This is a genomic window from Exiguobacterium sp. Helios, assembly GCF_014524545.1.
In the GTDB taxonomy this organism is placed as follows: Bacteria; Bacillota; Bacilli; order Exiguobacteriales; family Exiguobacteriaceae; genus Exiguobacterium_A.
This window is the reverse complement of sequence record NZ_CP053557.1, coordinates 409,598-428,522: the sequence shown is the minus strand read 5'-3', so window position 1 is coordinate 428,522 and position 18,925 is coordinate 409,598. Positions and strand designations below refer to the sequence as shown.

24 protein-coding genes are annotated in these 18,925 nt (G+C 49.2%); 6 read left to right on the top strand and 18 right to left on the bottom strand.

Going from position 1 to position 18,925, the window contains the following annotated elements; genetic code table 11:
* Positions 1-55 precede the first annotated feature (55 nt).
* Complete coding sequence (locus tag HNY42_RS02370) at positions 56-538, top strand: RrF2 family transcriptional regulator (RefSeq protein WP_188005002.1); 483 nt, start codon at positions 56-58, stop codon at positions 536-538.
* Positions 539-549: 11 nt separating this feature from the next.
* The gene (locus HNY42_RS02365) at positions 550-942 is read left to right on the top strand and encodes a nuclear transport factor 2 family protein (RefSeq protein ID WP_188005001.1); all 393 of its coding nucleotides are present in this window, start codon (positions 550-552) and stop codon (positions 940-942) included.
* A 48-nt stretch (positions 943-990) separates the two neighbouring features.
* Here HNY42_RS02365 and HNY42_RS02360 read toward each other — a convergent pair whose 3' ends face one another.
* Complete coding sequence (locus tag HNY42_RS02360) at positions 991-1,836, bottom strand: KPN_02809 family neutral zinc metallopeptidase (RefSeq protein WP_012369084.1); 846 nt, start codon at positions 1,834-1,836, stop codon at positions 991-993.
* A gap of 205 nt (positions 1,837-2,041) precedes the next feature.
* Here HNY42_RS02360 and HNY42_RS02355 point away from each other — a divergent pair, with 205 nt between their 5' ends.
* Both HNY42_RS02355 and HNY42_RS02350 read left to right on the top strand, forming a co-directional pair.
* Positions 2,042-3,568: a methyl-accepting chemotaxis protein gene (locus HNY42_RS02355; RefSeq protein WP_188005000.1), complete on the top strand. Its 1,527-nt coding sequence runs from the start codon at positions 2,042-2,044 to the stop codon at positions 3,566-3,568.
* A 112-nt stretch (positions 3,569-3,680) separates the two neighbouring features.
* A complete protein-coding gene (locus HNY42_RS02350) occupies positions 3,681-4,715 on the top strand; it encodes a glycosyltransferase family 4 protein (RefSeq protein ID WP_188004999.1) in 1,035 nt (344 codons plus the stop codon).
* On the opposite strand, the gene HNY42_RS02345 is transcribed toward HNY42_RS02350, so the two are convergent.
* Positions 4,702-5,337, bottom strand: coding sequence for a peroxiredoxin-like family protein (locus HNY42_RS02345; protein ID WP_188004998.1), 636 nt, complete (start codon positions 5,335-5,337; stop codon positions 4,702-4,704). The genes HNY42_RS02350 and HNY42_RS02345 overlap by 14 nt on opposite strands.
* A gap of 57 nt (positions 5,338-5,394) precedes the next feature.
* Positions 5,395-6,447, bottom strand: a complete 1,053-nt coding sequence (locus tag HNY42_RS02340) for a YcjF family protein (RefSeq protein ID WP_131503209.1) — start codon at positions 6,445-6,447, stop codon at positions 5,395-5,397.
* Between the two features lie 131 nt (positions 6,448-6,578).
* Between HNY42_RS02340 and HNY42_RS02335 the strand changes: the two genes are divergently transcribed.
* On the top strand, positions 6,579-7,136 hold the full coding sequence (locus HNY42_RS02335; protein ID WP_131503208.1) for a putative periplasmic lipoprotein: 558 nt from the start codon (positions 6,579-6,581) through the stop codon (positions 7,134-7,136).
* A 73-nt stretch (positions 7,137-7,209) separates the two neighbouring features.
* Here the strand turns inward: HNY42_RS02335 and HNY42_RS02330 are convergent, their stop codons facing one another.
* From HNY42_RS02330 to HNY42_RS02280, 11 genes are all read right to left on the bottom strand, one after another.
* Positions 7,210-7,689, bottom strand: a complete 480-nt coding sequence (locus HNY42_RS02330; RefSeq protein ID WP_188004997.1) for a GNAT family N-acetyltransferase — start codon at positions 7,687-7,689, stop codon at positions 7,210-7,212.
* A gap of 74 nt (positions 7,690-7,763) precedes the next feature.
* Complete coding sequence (locus HNY42_RS02325) at positions 7,764-9,125, bottom strand: DUF4179 domain-containing protein (protein ID WP_188004996.1); 1,362 nt, start codon at positions 9,123-9,125, stop codon at positions 7,764-7,766.
* Positions 9,100-9,639, bottom strand: a complete 540-nt coding sequence (locus HNY42_RS02320; protein ID WP_131973439.1) for a sigma-70 family RNA polymerase sigma factor — start codon at positions 9,637-9,639, stop codon at positions 9,100-9,102. The genes HNY42_RS02325 and HNY42_RS02320 overlap by 26 nt, the downstream gene beginning before the upstream one ends.
* Positions 9,640-9,743: 104 nt before the next feature.
* The gene (locus HNY42_RS02315) at positions 9,744-10,184 is read right to left on the bottom strand and encodes a GNAT family N-acetyltransferase (RefSeq protein WP_188004995.1); all 441 of its coding nucleotides are present in this window, start codon (positions 10,182-10,184) and stop codon (positions 9,744-9,746) included.
* A 155-nt stretch (positions 10,185-10,339) separates the two neighbouring features.
* Positions 10,340-11,053: a YjjG family noncanonical pyrimidine nucleotidase gene (locus HNY42_RS02310; protein WP_188004994.1), complete on the bottom strand. Its 714-nt coding sequence runs from the start codon at positions 11,051-11,053 to the stop codon at positions 10,340-10,342.
* 3 nt (positions 11,054-11,056) lie between these two features.
* Positions 11,057-11,527 (bottom strand): DMT family transporter, encoded by a 471-nt coding sequence (locus HNY42_RS02305; RefSeq protein ID WP_131503202.1) that lies wholly within the window; start codon positions 11,525-11,527, stop codon positions 11,057-11,059.
* Between the two features lie 12 nt (positions 11,528-11,539).
* The gene (locus HNY42_RS02300; RefSeq protein ID WP_188004993.1) at positions 11,540-12,208 is read right to left on the bottom strand and encodes a Crp/Fnr family transcriptional regulator; all 669 of its coding nucleotides are present in this window, start codon (positions 12,206-12,208) and stop codon (positions 11,540-11,542) included.
* Positions 12,209-12,220: 12 nt separating this feature from the next.
* Positions 12,221-12,646 carry a DMT family transporter gene (locus HNY42_RS02295; protein ID WP_131973444.1) on the bottom strand — a complete coding sequence of 142 codons (426 nt, stop codon included), beginning with the start codon at positions 12,644-12,646 and terminating at the stop codon, positions 12,221-12,223.
* Positions 12,647-12,786: 140 nt separating this feature from the next.
* Positions 12,787-13,125: a zinc ribbon domain-containing protein YjdM gene (locus HNY42_RS02290; RefSeq protein ID WP_131973445.1), complete on the bottom strand. Its 339-nt coding sequence runs from the start codon at positions 13,123-13,125 to the stop codon at positions 12,787-12,789.
* A 149-nt stretch (positions 13,126-13,274) separates the two neighbouring features.
* Positions 13,275-14,126 carry a PPK2 family polyphosphate kinase gene (locus HNY42_RS02285; protein ID WP_188004992.1) on the bottom strand — a complete coding sequence of 284 codons (852 nt, stop codon included), beginning with the start codon at positions 14,124-14,126 and terminating at the stop codon, positions 13,275-13,277.
* Between the two features lie 79 nt (positions 14,127-14,205).
* Positions 14,206-15,057, bottom strand: a complete 852-nt coding sequence (locus tag HNY42_RS02280; protein ID WP_188004991.1) for an SDR family oxidoreductase — start codon at positions 15,055-15,057, stop codon at positions 14,206-14,208.
* Between the two features lie 125 nt (positions 15,058-15,182).
* Here HNY42_RS02280 and HNY42_RS02275 point away from each other — a divergent pair, with 125 nt between their 5' ends.
* Positions 15,183-15,530 (top strand): winged helix-turn-helix transcriptional regulator, encoded by a 348-nt coding sequence (locus HNY42_RS02275; RefSeq protein ID WP_188004990.1) that lies wholly within the window; start codon positions 15,183-15,185, stop codon positions 15,528-15,530.
* Between the two features lie 45 nt (positions 15,531-15,575).
* Here the strand turns inward: HNY42_RS02275 and HNY42_RS02270 are convergent, their stop codons facing one another.
* From HNY42_RS02270 to HNY42_RS02255, 4 genes are all read right to left on the bottom strand, one after another.
* Positions 15,576-16,568 carry an NAD(P)/FAD-dependent oxidoreductase gene (locus tag HNY42_RS02270; protein WP_188004989.1) on the bottom strand — a complete coding sequence of 331 codons (993 nt, stop codon included), beginning with the start codon at positions 16,566-16,568 and terminating at the stop codon, positions 15,576-15,578.
* Positions 16,569-16,634: 66 nt separating this feature from the next.
* Positions 16,635-17,531: a phosphotransferase enzyme family protein gene (locus HNY42_RS02265; protein WP_188004988.1), complete on the bottom strand. Its 897-nt coding sequence runs from the start codon at positions 17,529-17,531 to the stop codon at positions 16,635-16,637.
* Entirely contained in the window at positions 17,528-18,010 is a 483-nt protein-coding gene (locus HNY42_RS02260; protein ID WP_255508410.1) for a GNAT family N-acetyltransferase, read from the bottom strand. The genes HNY42_RS02265 and HNY42_RS02260 overlap by 4 nt, the downstream gene beginning before the upstream one ends.
* A 14-nt stretch (positions 18,011-18,024) precedes the next feature.
* The gene (locus HNY42_RS02255; RefSeq protein WP_188004987.1) at positions 18,025-18,585 is read right to left on the bottom strand and encodes an isochorismatase family protein; all 561 of its coding nucleotides are present in this window, start codon (positions 18,583-18,585) and stop codon (positions 18,025-18,027) included.
* Positions 18,586-18,925 lie beyond the last annotated feature (340 nt).

The following is an 18,925-nucleotide window of genomic DNA, read 5'->3' as shown; positions in this document are numbered from 1 at the left end:
TCCGGATGTATTATAGACAATAGTTATCCACGTTATACAGAAAGGAGAATGTTTCATGCAAATGAAGACAGGTGTTGAACAATCGGTGTATGCGATGCTCTTATTGACGTTTTTACCGGAGAAAGGTGTGTTGCCGGGCGAATTCATCAGTCAGCAACTTGGCGCTTCGCCAACCTACTTTCAAAAGTTGCTCCGGAAGCTCGTGAGTGCGGATCTGCTGATTTCTGTTCCCGGTGCAAAAGGCGGCTTCCGGCTCAAAGCGTCACCGGAGACGATTCGTGTGTTTGATATCTATGAAGCAATCGAGGGCAAACAATCCTTATATGCCTCAAGCGGTGTTTTCGAAGACTTGATGGGTATCCAGGATCAGAACATCTGCTTATTGTCCGACCTGATGGCAGAAGCGGAACAGTCGTGGCAATCGAGACTCAAACGCGAGACGATCGACTCGATCCGCCGTGAAATTTATTTGAACTGTCCGCCCGATCATCTGACAAAACTGCAGAGTTTAATTGAAGAAAAAATGATTCGTAACTAAAAGGAGAATATATGATGAACACCACTACACTTGACCGCTATTTTGATTTATTTGATGCTTCCCGGACCGATGAAAAAGCTTTTGATGACTTGATTTCCCTGTTCTCGGACGAAATCACATTCGTCCTGAACGGACAGGAACAGCACGGTATCGATGCCTGGAAACAGTTCGTCCGGATGGTCTTTACGGCGAATCAGGATATTAAACACATGTATGCCGGATGGGTTCCATCAGAAACAGGAGATACGATGGAAACACGCTGGGCTGTTTGCGGGAAACGCGCGGACGGCTCTGTCTTCACCCAGGAGGGAACCGACATCGCCCGGCTCAATGCGGATGGAAAGATTGTCTATCTCGCCAACGTTCCCGATGATACGGCGATGTTTAACCAATACAACGATTAATCGAAAACAGGCATCACTTCGTTATGAAGTGGTGCCTGTTGATTATGCTTATAAATTCTTCGCTTTGAAGGTATCGCCGCCTTCAATCGTTCCGTTATCAAATCCTTTTTGGAACCATCGTTCGCGTTGAGCCGATGTACCGTGTGTAAAGCTTTCCGGTACGACATATCCTTGCCCTTTTTTCTGCAATGTATCATCTCCGACAGCATTCGCCGCTCCAAGTGCCTCTTCCAAATCGCCTTCTTCAAGCAGATTTTGTCCTTGTGCATGGTTGGCCCAGACACCCGCATAGTAATCCGCCTGCAATTCAAAGCGGACCAGGTATTTGTTGAACTTCTCTTCGCTCATCTTTTGACGAAGCGGCATGATTTCGTCTGATGTCCCAAGCAACGTCTGAACATGGTGCCCAACTTCGTGGGCAATGACATACGCCATCGCGAAGTCTCCCGGTGCCCCGTATTTATTTTGTAACTCATCATAAAAACTTAGATCAATGTATAATTTCTGATCCCCCGGACAATAAAACGGTCCGACTGACTTTCCGGCTTGTCCACACGCTGAACTGACCTGATCGGTATATAAAACGAGCGTCGGTTCTTTATATGTCATACCGTCCTGTTTAAATTCCTTTGTCCAGACTTTTTCCGTATCCGCTAAGACAACGGATACAAAATCAGCCGCTTCTTTTTCTTTGGCCGTTTCCTGGTACTCGCCTTGACTGTCGCCTTGTGAATCGGACAATCCTCCGAGGATGTCGGCCGGATTCCCGCCCATCAACGTGACGACGATTAAAATGATGATCCCGAGTCCGCCTCCGATCCCGGCGACTCCTTTTCCACCCATGCCCCGTCGATCTTCGACGTTCGAACTTCTTTCTCTGCCCTTCCATTTCATACACGGTTCCTCCTACAAGTCTCAATGCCCTTCTATACCCCATATCTTGTCTGTTTAGGCATGAATTTCTATTTTAAAATTTAATTTTGTTTTAAGTATCTTGAAGCTAAACAATCTTATTTTCCCGACCGATAGTCGTATACGTTTAACATGTTTACTCGTGATTTGTTTCACTTTCTATTAGAAAATGGGGGAATTTTATTTTATGAAACGTCGGAATCAACTTATGCTTTGGATCAGTTTTCTTGTCGTCACTTTATCGTTCATTGTCCATGGTTTACACCGGTTCACCGACTTTGCGGAAGGTTATCAACTCATCCGGGGAAACGTAACAGCCGCTTCACCCACGACACTTGCCTGGATTGCTTTGTTACCGTTTGTCTGTTGGATTGCTTCTGCCGTTCTCTACCGGATTCGACCAGACAGTATAATCGTTGCGCTTCTCTTGACGTTGACACTGACGTTTTCCAGTATGTCGATCGTCGCCGGCGGCAATGGACTGGTCGAGTATCATTTTTCAATTTTCATGGTCCTGGCGTTGATTGCTTATTTCCGCCGGATTAACTTGATTCTCGTCAGCACCATCCTTTTCGCCTTGCAACATTTCGCCGGCTTCTTTTTTGCCCCGTCCCTGATTTGCGGAACGACCGGTTATCCGTTCAGCATTCTGATGATTCATGCCGTTTTCTTGATTTTGACGAGTGTGGCTCTGATTATCCAGATTGCCGTACAAAATCAGGAACGATCCGTCTCCTTGAAACGAGAAACGGAAGCCACGACGCTGATTACGAATGTCAGTCACCAAATCGAAGCACTTGTCGGTAATTTAAAAACGAATACGAAACACTTACAACAGGCAGCTGTCCAGTCCGTCGAAGCAACGAACCAGATCGCGACAGCGATTGCACCGATTGTTCAGTCCGCTGACGGTCAGCATCAATCGATGCAACAAGGAACGGATCAGTTGCATCAGGTCAATACGTCCATCGCATCGATCCAATCGAAAATGGCACAAACCGTCACGACGACGGAACATATGACGAAACGCGCGTTGACTGGAAACGAGGAGATGAACCTGATGGACCGCCGCGTCGAAGAGATGGTCGAATCAACGAACGGTCTGCACACTTCCGTCACGGCAATGGCCAGCCGGTCGGATAAGATTCAAAAAATCCTCGCCAGTCTGGAAGCCATTGCCGGCCAGACGAATCTATTGGCATTAAACGCTGCGATCGAAGCGGCACGTGCCGGAGATGCCGGACGGGGGTTTGCCGTCGTTGCAACGGAAGTCGGGCATCTCGCTGTTCAGTCCCGCAGTTATGCAAACGAAGTAACGGAAGTCCTGCAGGCCCTGATTGTCGATACCGATCAAATCAAAACGACCGCCGCCGGTTATACGAAAACACTGGCTGAAAATCAGGAAATGACGAGCCGTGTCCGTCAGACATTTTCTGATATCACGCAACTCGTACAGGAAGTCGAACAAAGTATCAGCTCCATTCAAACCGCCCGTCACGGGGTCGGTGTCCAGATGCTCGACATCGAACAGCGGATGGAGACGACGCGAACCGCTTCCCTCGAAGTCCGCCATGGTATTGAATCGACTGCCGTTTCACTCGAACAACAAACGACCGTCCAGCATGAATTTGAAACGATGACGGAATCGCTCAGTACAATGACCGTTTCCCTTGAGCAGCTTGTCGATGAATTAACTCAACATGTGGACCGCTAAACTAAAAGTTCCTCCCTTAATCGGCAGGAACTTTTTTTGATTCTTCCGAGGAGTTCTTCCCTCCCGTCTCGAATAGACATACAAAAGAAATTCAGTAAAGGAGACGAGTCACATGCGTAAATCTTTACTGTTTCTGACCTCATCCGATATTCAGCATCCTGACGCTGACTTTTCACATCACCTCTTACACGAACTTTTTAAACGAATCACGGATGAATACAACGTGACATGCTTGGCTCCGGCATTTTTTGGCGGACGTGACATCGAATCAATCGACGGTGTAACGTACATCCGGCGTGGTAGTACGCTCAGCTTCTCTTGGCATGCCTTGCACTATATCCAGTCCCATCCCCTTGCACTGATTCTCTTGTCCAATGTTCCCTTGCTTGAATTTATGTGCCGACACAGCACAATCCCATCTGCCCGAATCCTTGTCAATATGCCGACTTGTCAGGCGACATCGTCATTTTCTGATCCATGTCTTGTTTTCCATCCGTCTGTCCTGACGACGTTAACCAAACACGGGTATCATCAAGCAGTCCGTCTTCTGGAAGGACTCGATTTGCTTTCCCCTGAGTCGACTTGGCTCAAAAAAGAAAAACGACCGACGTTTGTTTACGTCAGCCGTCCCTCTCAACCTAAAGAATTATTTGATGTCTGCCAAGCCTTCATCGCCTCGAAACAAGAATTTCAAACGGTTCAACTCTGGATCATCGGACATTGTCCGATCCGATTCGATGCGTCGATTCCAGCAGCCATGCAACAAAGCATTCACTACTTCGGCGATATCGAACCTGTCGAGCGTAACCGTCATATCAGCCGGGCAACGGCCTTACTCGTTCCGTCCCATGAAGATAACTGGGGAATGATTGTCTATGAAGCAGCACGCGTCGGCACACCGGCGATTGTCTATGACACCCCCGGTCTGTGTGACGCTGTCCAGTATGGCATGACCGGTTATTTGGCTAAAGCCAATCATCCCGGTGCTTTGGCGGCAGAAATGCGTTCCTGTCTGCTCGACGAGACCACGTATCAGATGTTGCGCTATGCCGCGCATCAATTCTCGACCACAAAACGCCTCCATGATCTTGAACCGACTTTTCGTGACTGGTTGCGTATTAAAACATCTGATGTTACAGAAGACTGATGACAGACAAAGGATCCGTCCGTTTTGTATAATCGTCCGGGACGTCCGCAAAAGTAATCTGTCCGGACGGCTGAATGATGAACGTCGCCGGTTTCGGCAACTGCCAGTCTTCATTGCCGTTATGTCCGGCAACATCGAGTCCGGATGCTTTGTACACGTCAATTAAATAATCGGGCATATCGAACACCAAATCGAACTGACGGGCGACGACGTTATCGACATCACTCAACACCTGAAATGCCAGGTCGTTTTTTTCCTGCGTCGAGAGCGAGTGCTCCGGTGTTTCCGGACTGATCGCCACAAGCGTCGCTCCTTTTGCCTCAATTTTTTCTAATTCCCGTTGGTAAGCCCGGAGCTCCAAATTACAATACGGGCACCAGCCGCCGCGATAAAACGTCACGATGACGGGACCGTCCTGCAACAGTTTTTCAAGAGACACGGATTGACCAGATGCGTTCGGTAACGTAAAACGGGGTGCTTCGTCTCCGACGGTCAATCCTTTGGCGCCGTCTGATGCGGCTAACTCGTTTGTCGCTTGTGCCATCAACCGTTGTTTTTCCTGCGGTGCCTTTTGTCGAAACTGTTCTTGATACGCTTTTATTTCTTCAAGCAATGTAGACATGACGTGTCCCTCCTTATGTTTGTCTTACAGCATAGCAGGGACTTCATAATCTGTCCGTCATTTTGCTCCGTCCGGCTTCTTGCGGAATTTCTTAAGAAAGCCCATCAGACTTTCCGGTGTCAGTTCCAATTTGTTCTCATAAGCATATTTCGTCCCGTATCCGAGTGCGAGTGTTGCCGTTGAAGCGACACCGGCTCCGATGACCGCTCCGTATCCCGGAACCATCTTCGCCAGTTGGCGGAACGCTGTTTTGCCGGAGTTCCCGACAATCGTCACGACCAGCAACTCCTTCGCACTTTCCTTCGACAGATTCCGTTCGTACAAATTCGACAGTTTCAGCATCAGTCCGATTTGAATCGATGTCAACGGAATGATGTCAGCTCCCGGAAATGGTACCGCTCCAATTGCCCCGGCGGCCGTTCCGGCTCCGACAATCCAGTTGTTCGCGATTTTCCCCCGCAACGCCGGATCGATCTCGCGAACAAACAGATTATCCTTGTTGAACTTTTTTAGGATGTCGAGCACCTCACGACGCAGACGGTCAATGTTCGTCCCGTCCATCGCTGAGACCGGAACGACTTTTGGTCCCGGTAACTTCGACTCGATATGCGACAGGATCGTCGCGAGGTCGTTCGTCGCATCGATTTTCGTGACGACGATGACGATATTTTTATTATGGGCATAAATCTTCTTGAAGTTTTTGGTCTCCGTTTCCGATAAGACGGTCCCGGCGGCGTTTAAGAAATAAAGAATAACATCGGCACTTTGATAAAACTTCCACGTCGTGTCCGAGTTCAGGCTGTTTGCATCGTTCAGTCCCGGCGTATCGACGAAGACGACCTTGTCTTCCGGATGTTGCCGAATTTGATCAATGCGTGTCGTCTCCCCCGGCTTTGCTCCGACGGTCGCGACTTCCCGACCAAGGATCGCATTCAATGTCGAGGACTTGCCCGCGTTGACGTCCCCGATCAGCGCAACGGTCACTTCCTGTTCGAGTGACTGGTTAAAGTCGCGACGTTCCGACTCAAACGATTGGTCAAACACTTCCTCCAGTTTTCGTTTTCGTTTCTGCTCATTGGTCTCAAGACCTTCTCCAAAAAAATCATCCATCTTTATCCCTCCTGAAAATACCTGCTGTCGGTCTTTTCCCGTTCTCCATTGAAATCATCCTTCAAAAGAAGGTCTATTTTCATCCGTTGGTGAATATTACCAATAACTACTTACGAGATGAGGATCTGATCATGAAAACATACAGCGTCTTTTTACTGACGGCTACCTTCTTATTGAGTGGCTGCACATCACCAACAAGTGACACATTGACCGTATCTTCCATTAATTTAAAAGCCGGTGAAAAAGTTTTTGCGGAAATCAATGATCAAGATATCGCTGCTTATCACTTAAAAGGTAAGCTGAACAAAAACTATCTGTTAAAAGGCGTCGAATATTTGCCGAACCACAAAGAACGGACACTCTTTTCCATGGAAATTGAACCAAAGAAATACGATTCGACACTCCGAGTCCTTCAATCCTCTTCAGCGAAATACATTCACTTTGGCGCGAATCTAGAGGGCGGAAGTATTCGTGCCCATGAAGCGTTAAAACAAAAACCAGTTGCCTTCAGTACTACGGGTCCTAGCTCGAACTTCACGCTGAGTGATTATGACGTGCTGTTGCTTCGTCATGTATCAACAAGTGGTAAAATCGAGACGCATTCACTCGAAGATATCCATGGTCCTGAGGATATTGATGTGAAGAAGGACGAACAGATTTTTGCGCTTGTTTTAACAGCAAGTGAATGACTTTAATTTTTAAGACACAAAGGGGAGGCGGACACTAACATCCATCTCCCCTTTTCATATAATTCGCTTCGTTTTAAATCTGACTTCTGCGCTCCAGTAAAATCGTATCCCGCCAAACTCCTGCCAATTGTCCAATCCGTTCCCGCCGGCCGACTTCCCGGAAACCAAACCGTTGATGAAGTTTCAAACTGGCCGTGTTTTCCGGAAAGATTTGCGAATGCAGCGTCCAGATGCCAGCCGCTTCACTCGCTTCGATGAGAGCCTGCATCAATGCGGTGCCGATTCCTTTGCCGCGTGCATCTTCGTCAATATAAAGACTGACTTCCGCTACTCCTCGATAGGCGGGAATCGATGAAAACGGACTGATGGCGACCCAACCGAGCACCTTCAAGTCTTCTTCCGCCACCAGCCGGCTGTGCAGGTGATGATGGGCATTCCAGTAATCAAACGATGGTACTTCCGTTCGAAACGTCGCATTCTGCGTCTTTATCCCCTGTTTGTAAATCCGACCGACCTCCGGATAATCGGTTGCGGTCATTGCCCGTATATTCATATTTTTCCACTCCTTATTCAATCGCTATTCAATCGCTATCCGTTTGGAGTTCGACATCCGGTCTGGTTTTCCTGTTAGTCGACCGTAAACGGAATCGGTTGTAACTCAAGTGGTGTATTGACGAGGGTATTGCTGTAGCCGGTTTCGAGATAATATTCTTCACGTGTGTGCTCGGATGGTTCCGGCAGGCGGAATGTCGACCGGAACATTTGTTTATCCGCATCGAGCACGGTGACTTTTGGTTTGATTTCCCGACCGTCCGGCGGTTCTGTTCCTTCAAGCAACCGCATGGAGTTACGGATATCAAGCTTCATACCAAATCGAGACTCACGGGAATTCGTCGAAAATTCAACGACGACTTGCTCGGATGTTGTCTCAATCGATGTGATTGTCATCTTGAGCGGGTGCGTTTCCGACTGTTGGCGGTACGGCAACGGCTTGGTTAACGGAATCGGTTGTGTCTCTAGATCAATTCGTAAAGAAGGCTGCAACAGATAGTTCCCTTTTGGAATCACATAGTTCCCGAAGATTAACCGTGACTGCTCGATGGCCTCCGTTCCAGTTTTCGTCCGTTTAACGGACTGAGTCGACCATGTCCAGTTGCGGATGATTTCCTTGCCGGATGAATCAAGCAACGTCAGCTCGACACGGGCACGTTCTTTTTTCGGCGAGCGTGTTATATAGTCGAACGAGGTGCTGCCTTTGCCCTGAATCAACTTATCCAATGTGACTTCCGTTTGATAGGTTGGATTTTTGACCGTTGTGCCATAGACTTGTTCTTTGACAGGAAGCCGCTTAACCGGTACGTTAAACGCCCAGTTTCCATTGACGCCAAATACGTCCGTCAACACGATCGGAATCTGGAGCGTATCTTGCAATTTGGTTTCACCGAGCGTGTATTCAATTCGTCCTTGCCAAATACCGTTCACCTGCTTGAACTGAACCACTTCTTTCGTCTCTGTCCCGGCAAACCGTTTATCCCCTTTGAACAGTTCATATAATCCTGACCGCGCTTCCGCTTTCACATCCGGGACGCCGGTCGCTGTCAGATTCATACCGATTGTTGCTCCGTCGTAGTAGGCATCGATGACTTGGATGTCGATCCCGTTGTCACTTGCGACTTGATCGATTTTCGTTGCGAGTTGCTTCTGACTAATTGCGGTACCGGTGTTTTCCTGTTCGAGGAACGGTCGGTACATCTGACCGAGTAATGGAACTTTTGCCATCGCCGTCGCAAAAGATGGAACGACGAATGTCGATGTGATCAACAGTGATGCCGCAAGTCCCGTCGAGACAACCAGACGTCGCAGACGTTTCGGTCGTTTGATTTGTTGATCCCGCTTTCCCTGCTCCATTCCTTGGCGAATCCGCTCCTGTAAGGCGGCCTGCGGTACAGGAATCTGGTTATAGTCATTTTGAAGATTGTGCTTCGACATAATCAAGCCCTCCCAACTGTTTCTTCAATTCTTCCCGTCCCCGTTTGAGATACGTCTTGACCGTATTCAGGGTGATACCGATAAAAGAAGCAATCTCCTTCATCGGGACATCGTGAAAATAAAAGAGCACCAAAACATCCCGGTATTCTTTTCGCAGGTGCGACAACGCTTCAATCAAGTCCAGATGTTCTTCCCGCGAAGATTCCTTCACCGGAATCTGTTCAATGAGATCCGCTACCGCTGTCTGTTGGTTCAGGACACGGTAACAGTTCCGAATCAGAATTTTCGTCAGCCAGGTCACGAAGTATTTGGGCTCTTTGACCTGTCCGATTGAAATGAAGGCCTTGTAGACCGTTTCCTGGACAACGTCGAGTGCATCCTGTTCGTTTTTAACATAGACGTAGGCCGTCCGGTAGAGCTGTTCACTATGTAAGAGAATCAATTGTTCAAAGGCTGTCTCGTCCTGCTTGATGGCACGCCGGACAAGCTCCGTGTGCTCCGTTCGTAAGTCCAATTCCGTTCCCTCCTTTTACCCATTAGAGCGTCGAATGTATGAAAAGGTTTCAAAAAATATCCATTCCACTAAAAAAGACCTTAGCGAGGCTAAGATCTTACTGCTTAAAACGTGTACCGGACTGCCATCTCTTTTCCGAACCGGTCACCGTGATCGATAAATCCAAGTCGTTCATACAGACGGTGCACTGCTTGATTGTCCGGACGGTAACCGACGACGATACACGTCGCTTCCGGAAGCTGTTGCATCTCTGCAAGCAACAAACGGACTGCTTCCCGGCCGATACCTGAACCTTGATGGCGCCGGTCAATCATCAACCGGTAAATCCAGTAGCCGTCCAGTTCTTCCCGTTCCGAATTGTACATCAAAAATCCGGCTAACTCATTCGCTGCATAAACCGTCCGCATGACGAGCGTCGGCTCAAAACCAGCCTGAGCAATCGAGTAGACGTTCGGTTCTAAGAATCCCTGTTGTTCCGCCGTCAATTCAAGCGCACAGCACGCTTCCCAGTTCTCGTGCGTGACTGGGCGTAATTCAATCTGCATATCCATTCCCCCGTTTTTTAGAAAACGGGTTACGCATCGCGCCCCGTTTCCTGTTTTGTTTGCGTCATGTTCACCATGATCGCCTCCTTTCGTAATCTTTTCATTATTATCGGATGGTATCCAGGATATGTTAAATCCATCTCATTACTTAGATTTCATTTCGAGGTTGTCCGAACTACCTCTTTCGTCCCAAGCAGCGTCACAAGCTGATCAAGCCGCTCGATCATGTAGGTCGGCGTCAGTTCCGCCGAAGCAGTGGCATGACCGGGATTAAACCAACATGTTGCAATTCCTGCCAAGATGCCGCCCTGAATATCTGCCGTCAACGAGTCGCCGATGATCAACGCCTGATTGCGCGTCGTGTCCGGCATCCGCTCAAACACGTAATCAAAAAAGGCTGGCATCGGTTTTTGATAACCGGTTTCTTCCGAGACAAAAATTCCGTCAAAATAAGGAGCCAAACCGGATCCTTTGAGCCGATCCCGTTGCGTCGCCGCAACACCGTTCGTCACGACATACAGCTGATACTTGCCTTTGAGTGATTCGAGCAACTCGATTGCCCCTGCAATCAGTTCCGTCCCTTGACTCAAGTACGCACGGTAGCGCGTATCCATTCGACTGCCGTCGACCGTACGGCCCTGCTCGGCAAAAAACGCCACAAAACGTGACGTGATCACTTCCTGCCGTGTTACCTCGCCCCGTTCAAGTGCCTGCCATAAGCAGCGGTTGATTGTCCGGTAACGGGCTTCCCGCTCTTCTGTCCACTCGAGCTGCTCGTCTTCAAACAATTGTCGTAAAGCAGAGCGTTCCGTCGCATCAAAATCAAGCAAGGTATGATCGATATCAAATAATAAAGTCGTGTAATTCATGTATTAGGCTCCTTTTCGTAACATCCGTCGTTCGGTTAACTTGCCGCCGAGTTGGAACAATAAAACACCGCCGCCGATCAAAACAACGCCGACAGCTTTCGTCCAGGTGAACGCTACTTGATCAAGACCGAACCAGCCGAGCGTATCCCACAGCAAGGCAAACAGGATTTGTGAAACCATGACGATTGAGATTGCATAACTCGGTCCAAGCTGCTGCACCCCTTGCGTTACGCACAAAACGACGCCGACTCCGATGATGCCGCTGAACCAAAACCACGGTTCCATCCCGCTCGTCGAAAAGAGACCGCCGCCTTCAACAAGCAGTCCGATCGTCAGCGAGGCCAGGAATCCGAGTCCGAGGACAAGCGTCGTCGTCGCCCATGCCCCGACCCGTTCCTTGACCTTGGCATTAAACGTATTCTGAATACAGACCATCATTCCGCCGAATAAAGCCAGAACTATTCCAAGTGTCATCTTGTTTCCTCCTCACTCATAAATACTTTCGCCGATCCGTTCTGTCAGACCCGCCCGGTCGATAATCGTAATCATCCGGTTCGTCCGCTCAATCAAGCCGTCCTGACTGAACTGCCGCAGGACACGGTTCAGGTGGCGATAACTCGTGCCGATTAAATCCGCCGCATCAACCAAATCACTGACTGGTAACGTCGGTGTTTCCGGTGTCATCGATAAGAGATAACTGGCAAGCCGGACCTCGACCGGATACAGCAGATTAAAGCTCATCGAGTGTGATTTCAGCTCAAACTTCATCGTAATCGTCTCAAGTAAAAACCGGAGCAGTGCCGGATTGTCAGCACCCTTTTGCTCGAGTGCCGCATAGGAGATGCTGACGGCTTTGACCGGCGTGACCGCTTCGACTGTGTTCATCAATGGGGTCCGTCGGACGTATTCGATATCGCCGACCAGATCAAACGGATGCTTAAACGATAAGACAAGCCGTTTTCCGGTCGCCGACATATGGGTAATCTTCAGTTTCCCCTCGAGTAACAAGTACATCCGATCCGCCGCGTCGCCTTGACGGCACAGCCAGTCGCCGGCCTGAAAGGCGACCGGTTGTAAATGATCACGCAAGCCGCCGGCAAAGACGTCCGTCAACTGAAACCGGTCCAAATATTCATCCAGTTGTGCTTGTTCCACGTTAGTGCCCCCTTACCATTTCAAGATCAGCACGCCGCCGATCATCATCAAAATGCCGATGACTTGCGGCAACTGCAACCGCCGTTTCATCATTCCGAACCAGCCGTTCCAATCGATCACCAGCGCCAGACCAAGCTGGGCAATCAGGAATAACGAAATCGTCAACGTCACACCCATCAAATGAACAGCTGTCATGTTACTGAATAAGACCGCTGCTGCAAGTGTCCCGCCGGATAAATACAGGACTTTCACGTCTTTCATCTGCCGGAACGTCCGGTCGCGTAAGATCAACGTAATCAGTAACGCGACGACAAAACCGGTCATCTGCGTCAGGGTCGCTGCTTGCCATGTGCCGATGCTGTTGCTGATTCGGGCATTGGCGACGCTTTGCAGGGTCAGAAAAAAACCGCCGCTGATTGCAAAAAGAATGCCACGCATCGTTGTCCCTCCTCTTCTTGATTTTCATACTTCCATTTAAACGAAGCCTCCCTGAATGATAAAGGACATTTGTCCTGAAAGGAAACTTATATCTTTTCCCATGAAAAAAACCGCCTCGTCGTCAGACAGGCGGTACATGCTTAGATTTTCTTAACGAACTCCGACTTCAACTTCATCGCACCGAGTCCATCAATCTTGCAATCGATGTCATGATCCCCGTCGACGAGACGGATCCCTTTGACACGGGTCCCTTGTTTGACGACAAGCGACGTGCCCTTCACTTTTAAGTCTTTAATGACCGTAATTGTATCACCATCGTTCAATACATTCCCATTTGCATCCCGGATGACAGTGGATTCTTCTGCCGCTGCCGCGTCATCCGCCGTCCATTCATGGGCGCATTCCGGACACACGAATACATTCCCGTCTTCATATGTATACGCTGAACCGCAGTTCGGACAATTCGGGTATTCATTCATGCTGATTCCTCCAGTACTTGATCGATTCTTCCACTTGATTATAACAGCGATCTTTAAAAAGGAATCCATTTTTCAGCACAATAAAGGAGACAGATCGTAAAATCTGCCCCCTTCATTTGAGAACTGACAGTTCTGTCAGCCGCTTATTCTTATTCGTTTTCCAGCTTTTTAATCGCTTCATCGAGTTTTTCCTGATCCTCATCCGTCAGTTTCGGATACTGCGGATCGATTTCACGCAGAACATCATTCATGACCTCCGTCACGATGTAACGGGTAAACCATTCATCGTCTGCCGGTAAGACATGCCAAGGTGCGTGCTCCGTTGACGTATGCGTGACGAGCTCGGCAAAGATGTCCTGATATTCATCCCAATGCTCCCGTTCCTCGACATCACTGAACGAAAACTCAAAGTTTTTCTTCGGATCTTTAATCCGTTCGAGCAAGCGCTTTTTCTGCTCGTCTTTTGAGACATTAAACAAAAACTTGACGACGCGGAAGCCGTTTTCGACGAGATAACGTTCAAAATCATTGATTTGACGGTAACGCATCTTCCAAACGTCCTGATCGTCCGGGACTTCCTCTTCTTCCAGTAAATCATGGATCCGCGGTGCGATGACTTCTTCATAATACGAGCGGTTCAGGATACCGACTTCCCCTTTTTCCGGCAAGCCTTCGTGAATCCGCCAGAGATAATCATGCTTTTTCTCCGTATCTGACGGTTTTTTGACGGACAGTGTCCGCAGGCCTTGGGCGTTGAGATTCGAGAAGATATAGCTGATGGCTTCATCTTTTCCGCCGGCATCAATCGCTTGCAGGATGACAAGAACGCCGTTTTTCTCTTCGGCATGCAGACGCCAGTGGAGTTCCTTTAGTTCCTCGACACTTTTCGGGATGTGCTGATCCAGTAACTCATCCTCTGCAATCCGGTTGTCATCTGACGTCGGATAATCCGACAAATGAATCGATTCGCCCGGTGTTACACGGTATTTTTTTATGTCCATAGTAATCCCCCTCGTTTTAAGTACTTAAGGAATATTTACCCAAAGTACCTCAAGAAGAAACGTTCAGATGAACTTATCTTTAGACAAGTTGCCGCAAGCCGTCTTCGAGTGAAACCGGTGGCCGGCCCAGGATATGTTCAAAATCCTGACTCTCAACTGCCAGCGTTCCGGTCGCAATACCTTCTTGAATCGCCTGTAACATCGGCAGTAAAAACTCTGGAACTCCCGCTTGCTGCATGATTGCCGTATAGGTCGCGCTGTCGACTTGCTTCACCTGCACCGGACGACCAAGGACCTGTCCAAGTGCTTCTGCAATCTCTTGTTGCGTATGGAGAGGTCCCGACAGTTCATAAATTGATTTTGTTGGCTTCGGATCAACCAAGACGGTCGCGATGGCTTCCGCATAATCTTCCTGGAGCGCCCAACCAACTGTACCGTTTCCGGCACTCGTCAACCAATCCTGGCCGGCACGGACGGCATCGATCGTCGACTGTTCATTCTCCAGGTACCAGTTGTTGCGGAAAAACAGGAATGGAATCCCTGTTTCGCGAATTAACTGTTCCGTCACTTGATGCGTGCGGGCCAAGAAATTTTGACTGGCTTCCGCGTTGGCGATACTCGTGTAAGCAATCAACCCGACTCCCGCTGCTTTAGCTGCCTCGACAGCTGCTGTATGTTGACGGATCCGTGTCGCCTCTTCGCCGTCGGTCGAAATGATCAGGAGTCGGTCGACGCCTGCAAAAGTTTGTTGTAACGTATCCGGCGCATCAAAATCGCCGTGACGGACTTCAATACCGCGTGAAGCCAGCTCATTTGCTTTTTTCGGGTCACGGACACTGACGATTACATTCTCCGCTTCAATTTTCGTTAAGAGTTGCTCGATAATTTTAGCTCCTAATTTTCCGGTTGCACCGGTCACAAGTAATTTCATGGACGTAAGCTCCTTTTTTAATAAGTTTCTACCTGTATCCAATTGTATTACAGGTGGTACACTGTGAGGAGTAGGCACTTTTTCGATACCAGGTCATACAAACCGAACTATAGGAGGAATTCCCGATGAATCCAGCTTCGACAACTGACTCTTCGCTTTCACAACGGACGGCGTGTCCCGTTACCCGAGCCCAGACCATCATGGCCGGCAAGTGGAAAATCCTCTTGCTTTGGCATCTCAGCACCGGAACAAAACGGTTTCATGAACTCGAACACCTGTTGCCTGGGATTTCAAAAGGTATTTTAACACGGCAATTACGGGAACTTGAAGCAGATGGAATCATTCATCGAAAAGTATACCGGGAAGTCCCGCCGAAAGTTGAATATTCCTTAACAGAAATCGGACACAGTTTTCTGCCGATCCTCGATCAGATGGCGACTTGGAGTAATCAGCATTTTCCACCTGAATCGTAATCATCAAAAGAGCGACTTCCACTAACGGAAATCGCTCTTTTTCACTCACTGTTCTGTCAGGACTGCTTTAAAGTGTGCATCCAGGGCTGACGCAACACGCAAACCGGAAATGACGGCACTTTCGACCCGTGTCCGACCAGACGTGTCTTTCGGATCGAGGAAGGCATCACCAGCCAACCAGAGCGGATGCTGATCGAGCTTCAGGTAAGGTGTACGGAAGACATCACGTGCCTGCGCATACCGCCAACGCTTCAACTGCTTGGAAATCACTTTGACCGGTCCGAGTTGTTCCTGCAACAACCGTTCGATTTCCCCAAGCGTCGCGTCTTCTCCTTTGTCATACCAGACTTCACTCCAGTCACCGGCCATGTAGACACTCAGAAGCGGTGTCGCCGACACTTCTTTTTGCGCATTGTTGACGATTTTCAGCATTCCGGATACAAGACCGTCGTCGAGCAAACCGACTTCTCCGAGATTGGGCGATTTCTCCAGCTCAAACAATCCGACGAACGTCGGCTCGAACGTCACTTTCCCGAGACGGGCGTGATCGGACTCCACCAGCATTAACGGTGAGGCTGCGAGCAAGTCATAGGCTTGTGGAACCGGTGCCGTCAGCAGAATCGCATCATACGTCCGTGTCTGTGCCGCTGCCGTGGTCTGAAGAGCCGGTCCTTCTGCCAAAATCCTTTCGACCTGTTCATTTAAATGAACCGGAATCCCACGGGCAATCGATTGGACCAGCTGATTCATCCCGTTGACCGCAATATAGCGGGGAAAGTCATCCCCGAACCATTTTCGGATTAGTCCCTGTTCCAGCCATTCGTCGACTTCCTGCGCTAACTCGTCCGTCCGGACCGTAAAGAAGACAGCCCCATGATCCGCTGTTCCCTGGTCGATCCGTCTCGTCGCCATCCGTCCCCCGACACTTTGGCTTTTTTCGATGATCTCGACCGCATAACCTTCCGTCATCAATTGACGAGCCGCAAATACGCCCGCGAGTCCGCCGCCAATGATCCCGATCCGTTTTTGTTGTTCCATCCGAACTTCCCCCTCTACTTGCATCATTTCCACAAGTATAGCGGTTCGCACGTCAAACAACGTCTTTTAACGTTCTTCGAATATGCTCGTCCGTTCCAACTCGACCAGTACACGGGAATAGTTGTGATTGAAAAACTGTTGGTGATGCTCCAGTCCCCGCTGGACACACCAACCGATTCCCGTCAGTGCTTCAAACAGACGGTAGTACGGCAAATAAACTTCAATCGGTTCCGGTGTCCGAATTTTTCCGTATCCGCCTTGATACGCATCAAGCAGGGCACTGCCACCTTGGAATACATCCCGGTCAAGTTTCGTAAAATCAATTTCCGTCGCCCCGAAACGTGAGGTTTCAAAGTCAATCAATCCAGTAAGATTTCCCCCGTCTGCGAGCAAGTTGCCGAGCCGGAAATCGAGATGGACCGCGACAGGGCGAGACGGTTCTGGCAACTCCCGTTCACGTCGGTTCAATTCTTTAAAGGTTGCCTGGTACAGGTCCGGCGAGAGAACCTGGCGAATCGCCGGTTCGAACGACGTCATTTTTGCATTCCGGAAGACACGCCAGTCCTGTGAGGTAAACGCGCTGAAGCCATCCTCGGCAAAATCGCCGTAAGTATCGCTTGTACACGTGTGGAGTGTTGCATGCAACTGTCCGATTTGCGAAGCCAGTGCCGGTGTCACTGTTTCGATCGTCGAACCGGCAAGTGCTTCGAGTACAAACGCACCCGTCGTCTGTTTGGTTGGTCGCGCCTCCATTAAAATCTTCGGCACAGCAACACGACTGGCTAAATACGTTAACCAGCCGTGTTCCCGGTACCATTTGTCTGCCGTATAGGGACGCTTTAAAAACACAGTTCGTCCGTCTCGCAGTACCAGCCGGTCAACATCCGAACTGTACGAGTCAGTGACGGAAAAGATATCCGCGACGTCGAGATCAAACGATTGAATCCAGTCTTCGCGCGTCATGAGGATTCTCCCAGTCGTTTCTCGAGGATTTCACCAGGTAATCCGTCAACCGGTCCGACATACGTCGAATGGAAACCAAGATTCGTCAAAATCTTTCGCGACGCGAGATGATTCGGATCAATCGTTGCCGTGACGACGGTCAATTCGTGTTCCGTTGCCAGTTCGAGCAACCGTTTGGCGAGCAATGATCCGTAACCGTGACCCCACTGTTCCGGCAATAACATGTAGCCGAGTTCCGCTTCAAACGGTTGCCTTGTATCCCGCGTGACATGACCGATGCCAATCCATGTAGCGTCCTGATAGACGAGGTATGATCCGAGACGGTCGTGCCGCTGTTGCTCGATGATCGACGCGAACCGCCGTTTGGCTTCTGTTTCGGTTAAGGGATGTTCTGTGATATAGCGCATCACCCGCTCATCCGTGACGAGTGTCGCGTAGGCGGGATAATCCGCTTCTTCCATTTTTCGTAGTTCAATCATGAGGTCGCTCCTTTTTACGTTCTATAGTGATTGTGGATGGGTTCAAACAACTTCTCCGTTGAGGGACGGACCACCGCAAAATGTTCGACATTGTAGTGTCCGTGCAAGACTTGATTGTGATGGGCAATCATCTGCTCTGCTGATAAGACATCGGAACCGTTCGTCGTATGTCCGTCAGCAACGAGTGTCACATCAAATCCGTTGACGGTTGCACTGCGGACAGCCGTATCGATACAGTGTTCCGTCTTACAGCCGAGGATGACGATATGTCCGACCTGTTGCTCTTTCAGATGACTGAGCAACGGCGTGCCGTGAAACGAATTGGTGGCGGCTTTGTCGAACGTGACTGCCTGATCCGGAATCTGAATCGAGGAGTGCACCGCAAAGCCGGCTCCTTGTCCATTCGCGACATCAAGATCTCGGATGAAGACAATCGTATGATCGTGATCACGCGCTTCTTGCACCACTTGATTGATGACTCCGATGACAGATTCCTTCGCATACACACCGGACTCTTCGGGTGTCCCTTCGACAAGAACATGTTGAAAATCGATGACGAGTACCGCTTGTCGCATCTGAATGTCCCTCCTTTTGGTTTCTTTACTTTCTTCTTTCCCTTCTCTTCTTTCCCTTCCCTACTGGAAAATCCTGTTTTTCACAAGAGATTTTAAGCCTTTACGAAACTTTTGATCGGTTTGATGCGTTGAATAAGACGACGGAAAGGATGTTATGTATGGAATTAGTACCGCTCTTTTTTGTAACTTTCACCATCGTCTTGGCTGTGAATCTATTTCTCGACAAGATGATCATGAACCGTGAGATGACACGACCTGTTTTGTTAACTAATCTCTTTATCTGCTTCTTGATTTCACTGGTTCTGGTAAATATCTTTTATTTACAATCCTTAATGAGCTG

Excerpts from the sequence above, each read along its gene's own strand:
- HNY42_RS02325 (WP_188004996.1), bottom strand. The coding sequence starts at position 9,125 with ATGTCGAAGCACAATCTTCAAAATGACTATAACCAGATTCCTGTACCG.
- HNY42_RS02305 (WP_131503202.1), bottom strand. The coding sequence starts at position 11,527 with ATGACACTTGGAATAGTTCTGGCTTTATTCGGCGGAATGATGGTCTGT.
- HNY42_RS02345 (WP_188004998.1), bottom strand. The coding sequence starts at position 5,337 with ATGTCTACATTGCTTGAAGAAATAAAAGCGTATCAAGAACAGTTTCGA.
- HNY42_RS02365 (WP_188005001.1), top strand. The coding sequence starts at position 550 with ATGATGAACACCACTACACTTGACCGCTATTTTGATTTATTTGATGCT.
- HNY42_RS02290 (WP_131973445.1), bottom strand. The coding sequence starts at position 13,125 with ATGAATGAATACCCGAATTGTCCGAACTGCGGTTCAGCGTATACATAT.
- HNY42_RS02270 (WP_188004989.1), bottom strand. The coding sequence starts at position 16,568 with ATGGAACAACAAAAACGGATCGGGATCATTGGCGGCGGACTCGCGGGC.
- HNY42_RS02260 (WP_255508410.1), bottom strand. The coding sequence starts at position 18,010 with ATGATTGAACTACGAAAAATGGAAGAAGCGGATTATCCCGCCTACGCG.
- HNY42_RS02295 (WP_131973444.1), bottom strand. The coding sequence starts at position 12,646 with ATGCGTGGCATTCTTTTTGCAATCAGCGGCGGTTTTTTTCTGACCCTG.
- HNY42_RS02335 (WP_131503208.1), top strand. The coding sequence starts at position 6,579 with ATGAAAACATACAGCGTCTTTTTACTGACGGCTACCTTCTTATTGAGT.
- HNY42_RS02315 (WP_188004995.1), bottom strand. The coding sequence starts at position 10,184 with ATGCAGATTGAATTACGCCCAGTCACGCACGAGAACTGGGAAGCGTGC.
- HNY42_RS02330 (WP_188004997.1), bottom strand. The coding sequence starts at position 7,689 with ATGAATATACGGGCAATGACCGCAACCGATTATCCGGAGGTCGGTCGG.
- HNY42_RS02280 (WP_188004991.1), bottom strand. The coding sequence starts at position 15,057 with ATGAAATTACTTGTGACCGGTGCAACCGGAAAATTAGGAGCTAAAATT.
- HNY42_RS02340 (WP_131503209.1), bottom strand. The coding sequence starts at position 6,447 with ATGGATGATTTTTTTGGAGAAGGTCTTGAGACCAATGAGCAGAAACGA.
- HNY42_RS02355 (WP_188005000.1), top strand. The coding sequence starts at position 2,042 with ATGAAACGTCGGAATCAACTTATGCTTTGGATCAGTTTTCTTGTCGTC.
- HNY42_RS02350 (WP_188004999.1), top strand. The coding sequence starts at position 3,681 with ATGCGTAAATCTTTACTGTTTCTGACCTCATCCGATATTCAGCATCCT.
- HNY42_RS02310 (WP_188004994.1), bottom strand. The coding sequence starts at position 11,053 with ATGAATTACACGACTTTATTATTTGATATCGATCATACCTTGCTTGAT.
- HNY42_RS02265 (WP_188004988.1), bottom strand. The coding sequence starts at position 17,531 with ATGACGCGCGAAGACTGGATTCAATCGTTTGATCTCGACGTCGCGGAT.
- HNY42_RS02285 (WP_188004992.1), bottom strand. The coding sequence starts at position 14,126 with ATGGACATAAAAAAATACCGTGTAACACCGGGCGAATCGATTCATTTG.
- HNY42_RS02275 (WP_188004990.1), top strand. The coding sequence starts at position 15,183 with ATGAATCCAGCTTCGACAACTGACTCTTCGCTTTCACAACGGACGGCG.
- HNY42_RS02370 (WP_188005002.1), top strand. The coding sequence starts at position 56 with ATGCAAATGAAGACAGGTGTTGAACAATCGGTGTATGCGATGCTCTTA.
- HNY42_RS02255 (WP_188004987.1), bottom strand. The coding sequence starts at position 18,585 with ATGCGACAAGCGGTACTCGTCATCGATTTTCAACATGTTCTTGTCGAA.
- HNY42_RS02360 (WP_012369084.1), bottom strand. The coding sequence starts at position 1,836 with ATGAAATGGAAGGGCAGAGAAAGAAGTTCGAACGTCGAAGATCGACGG.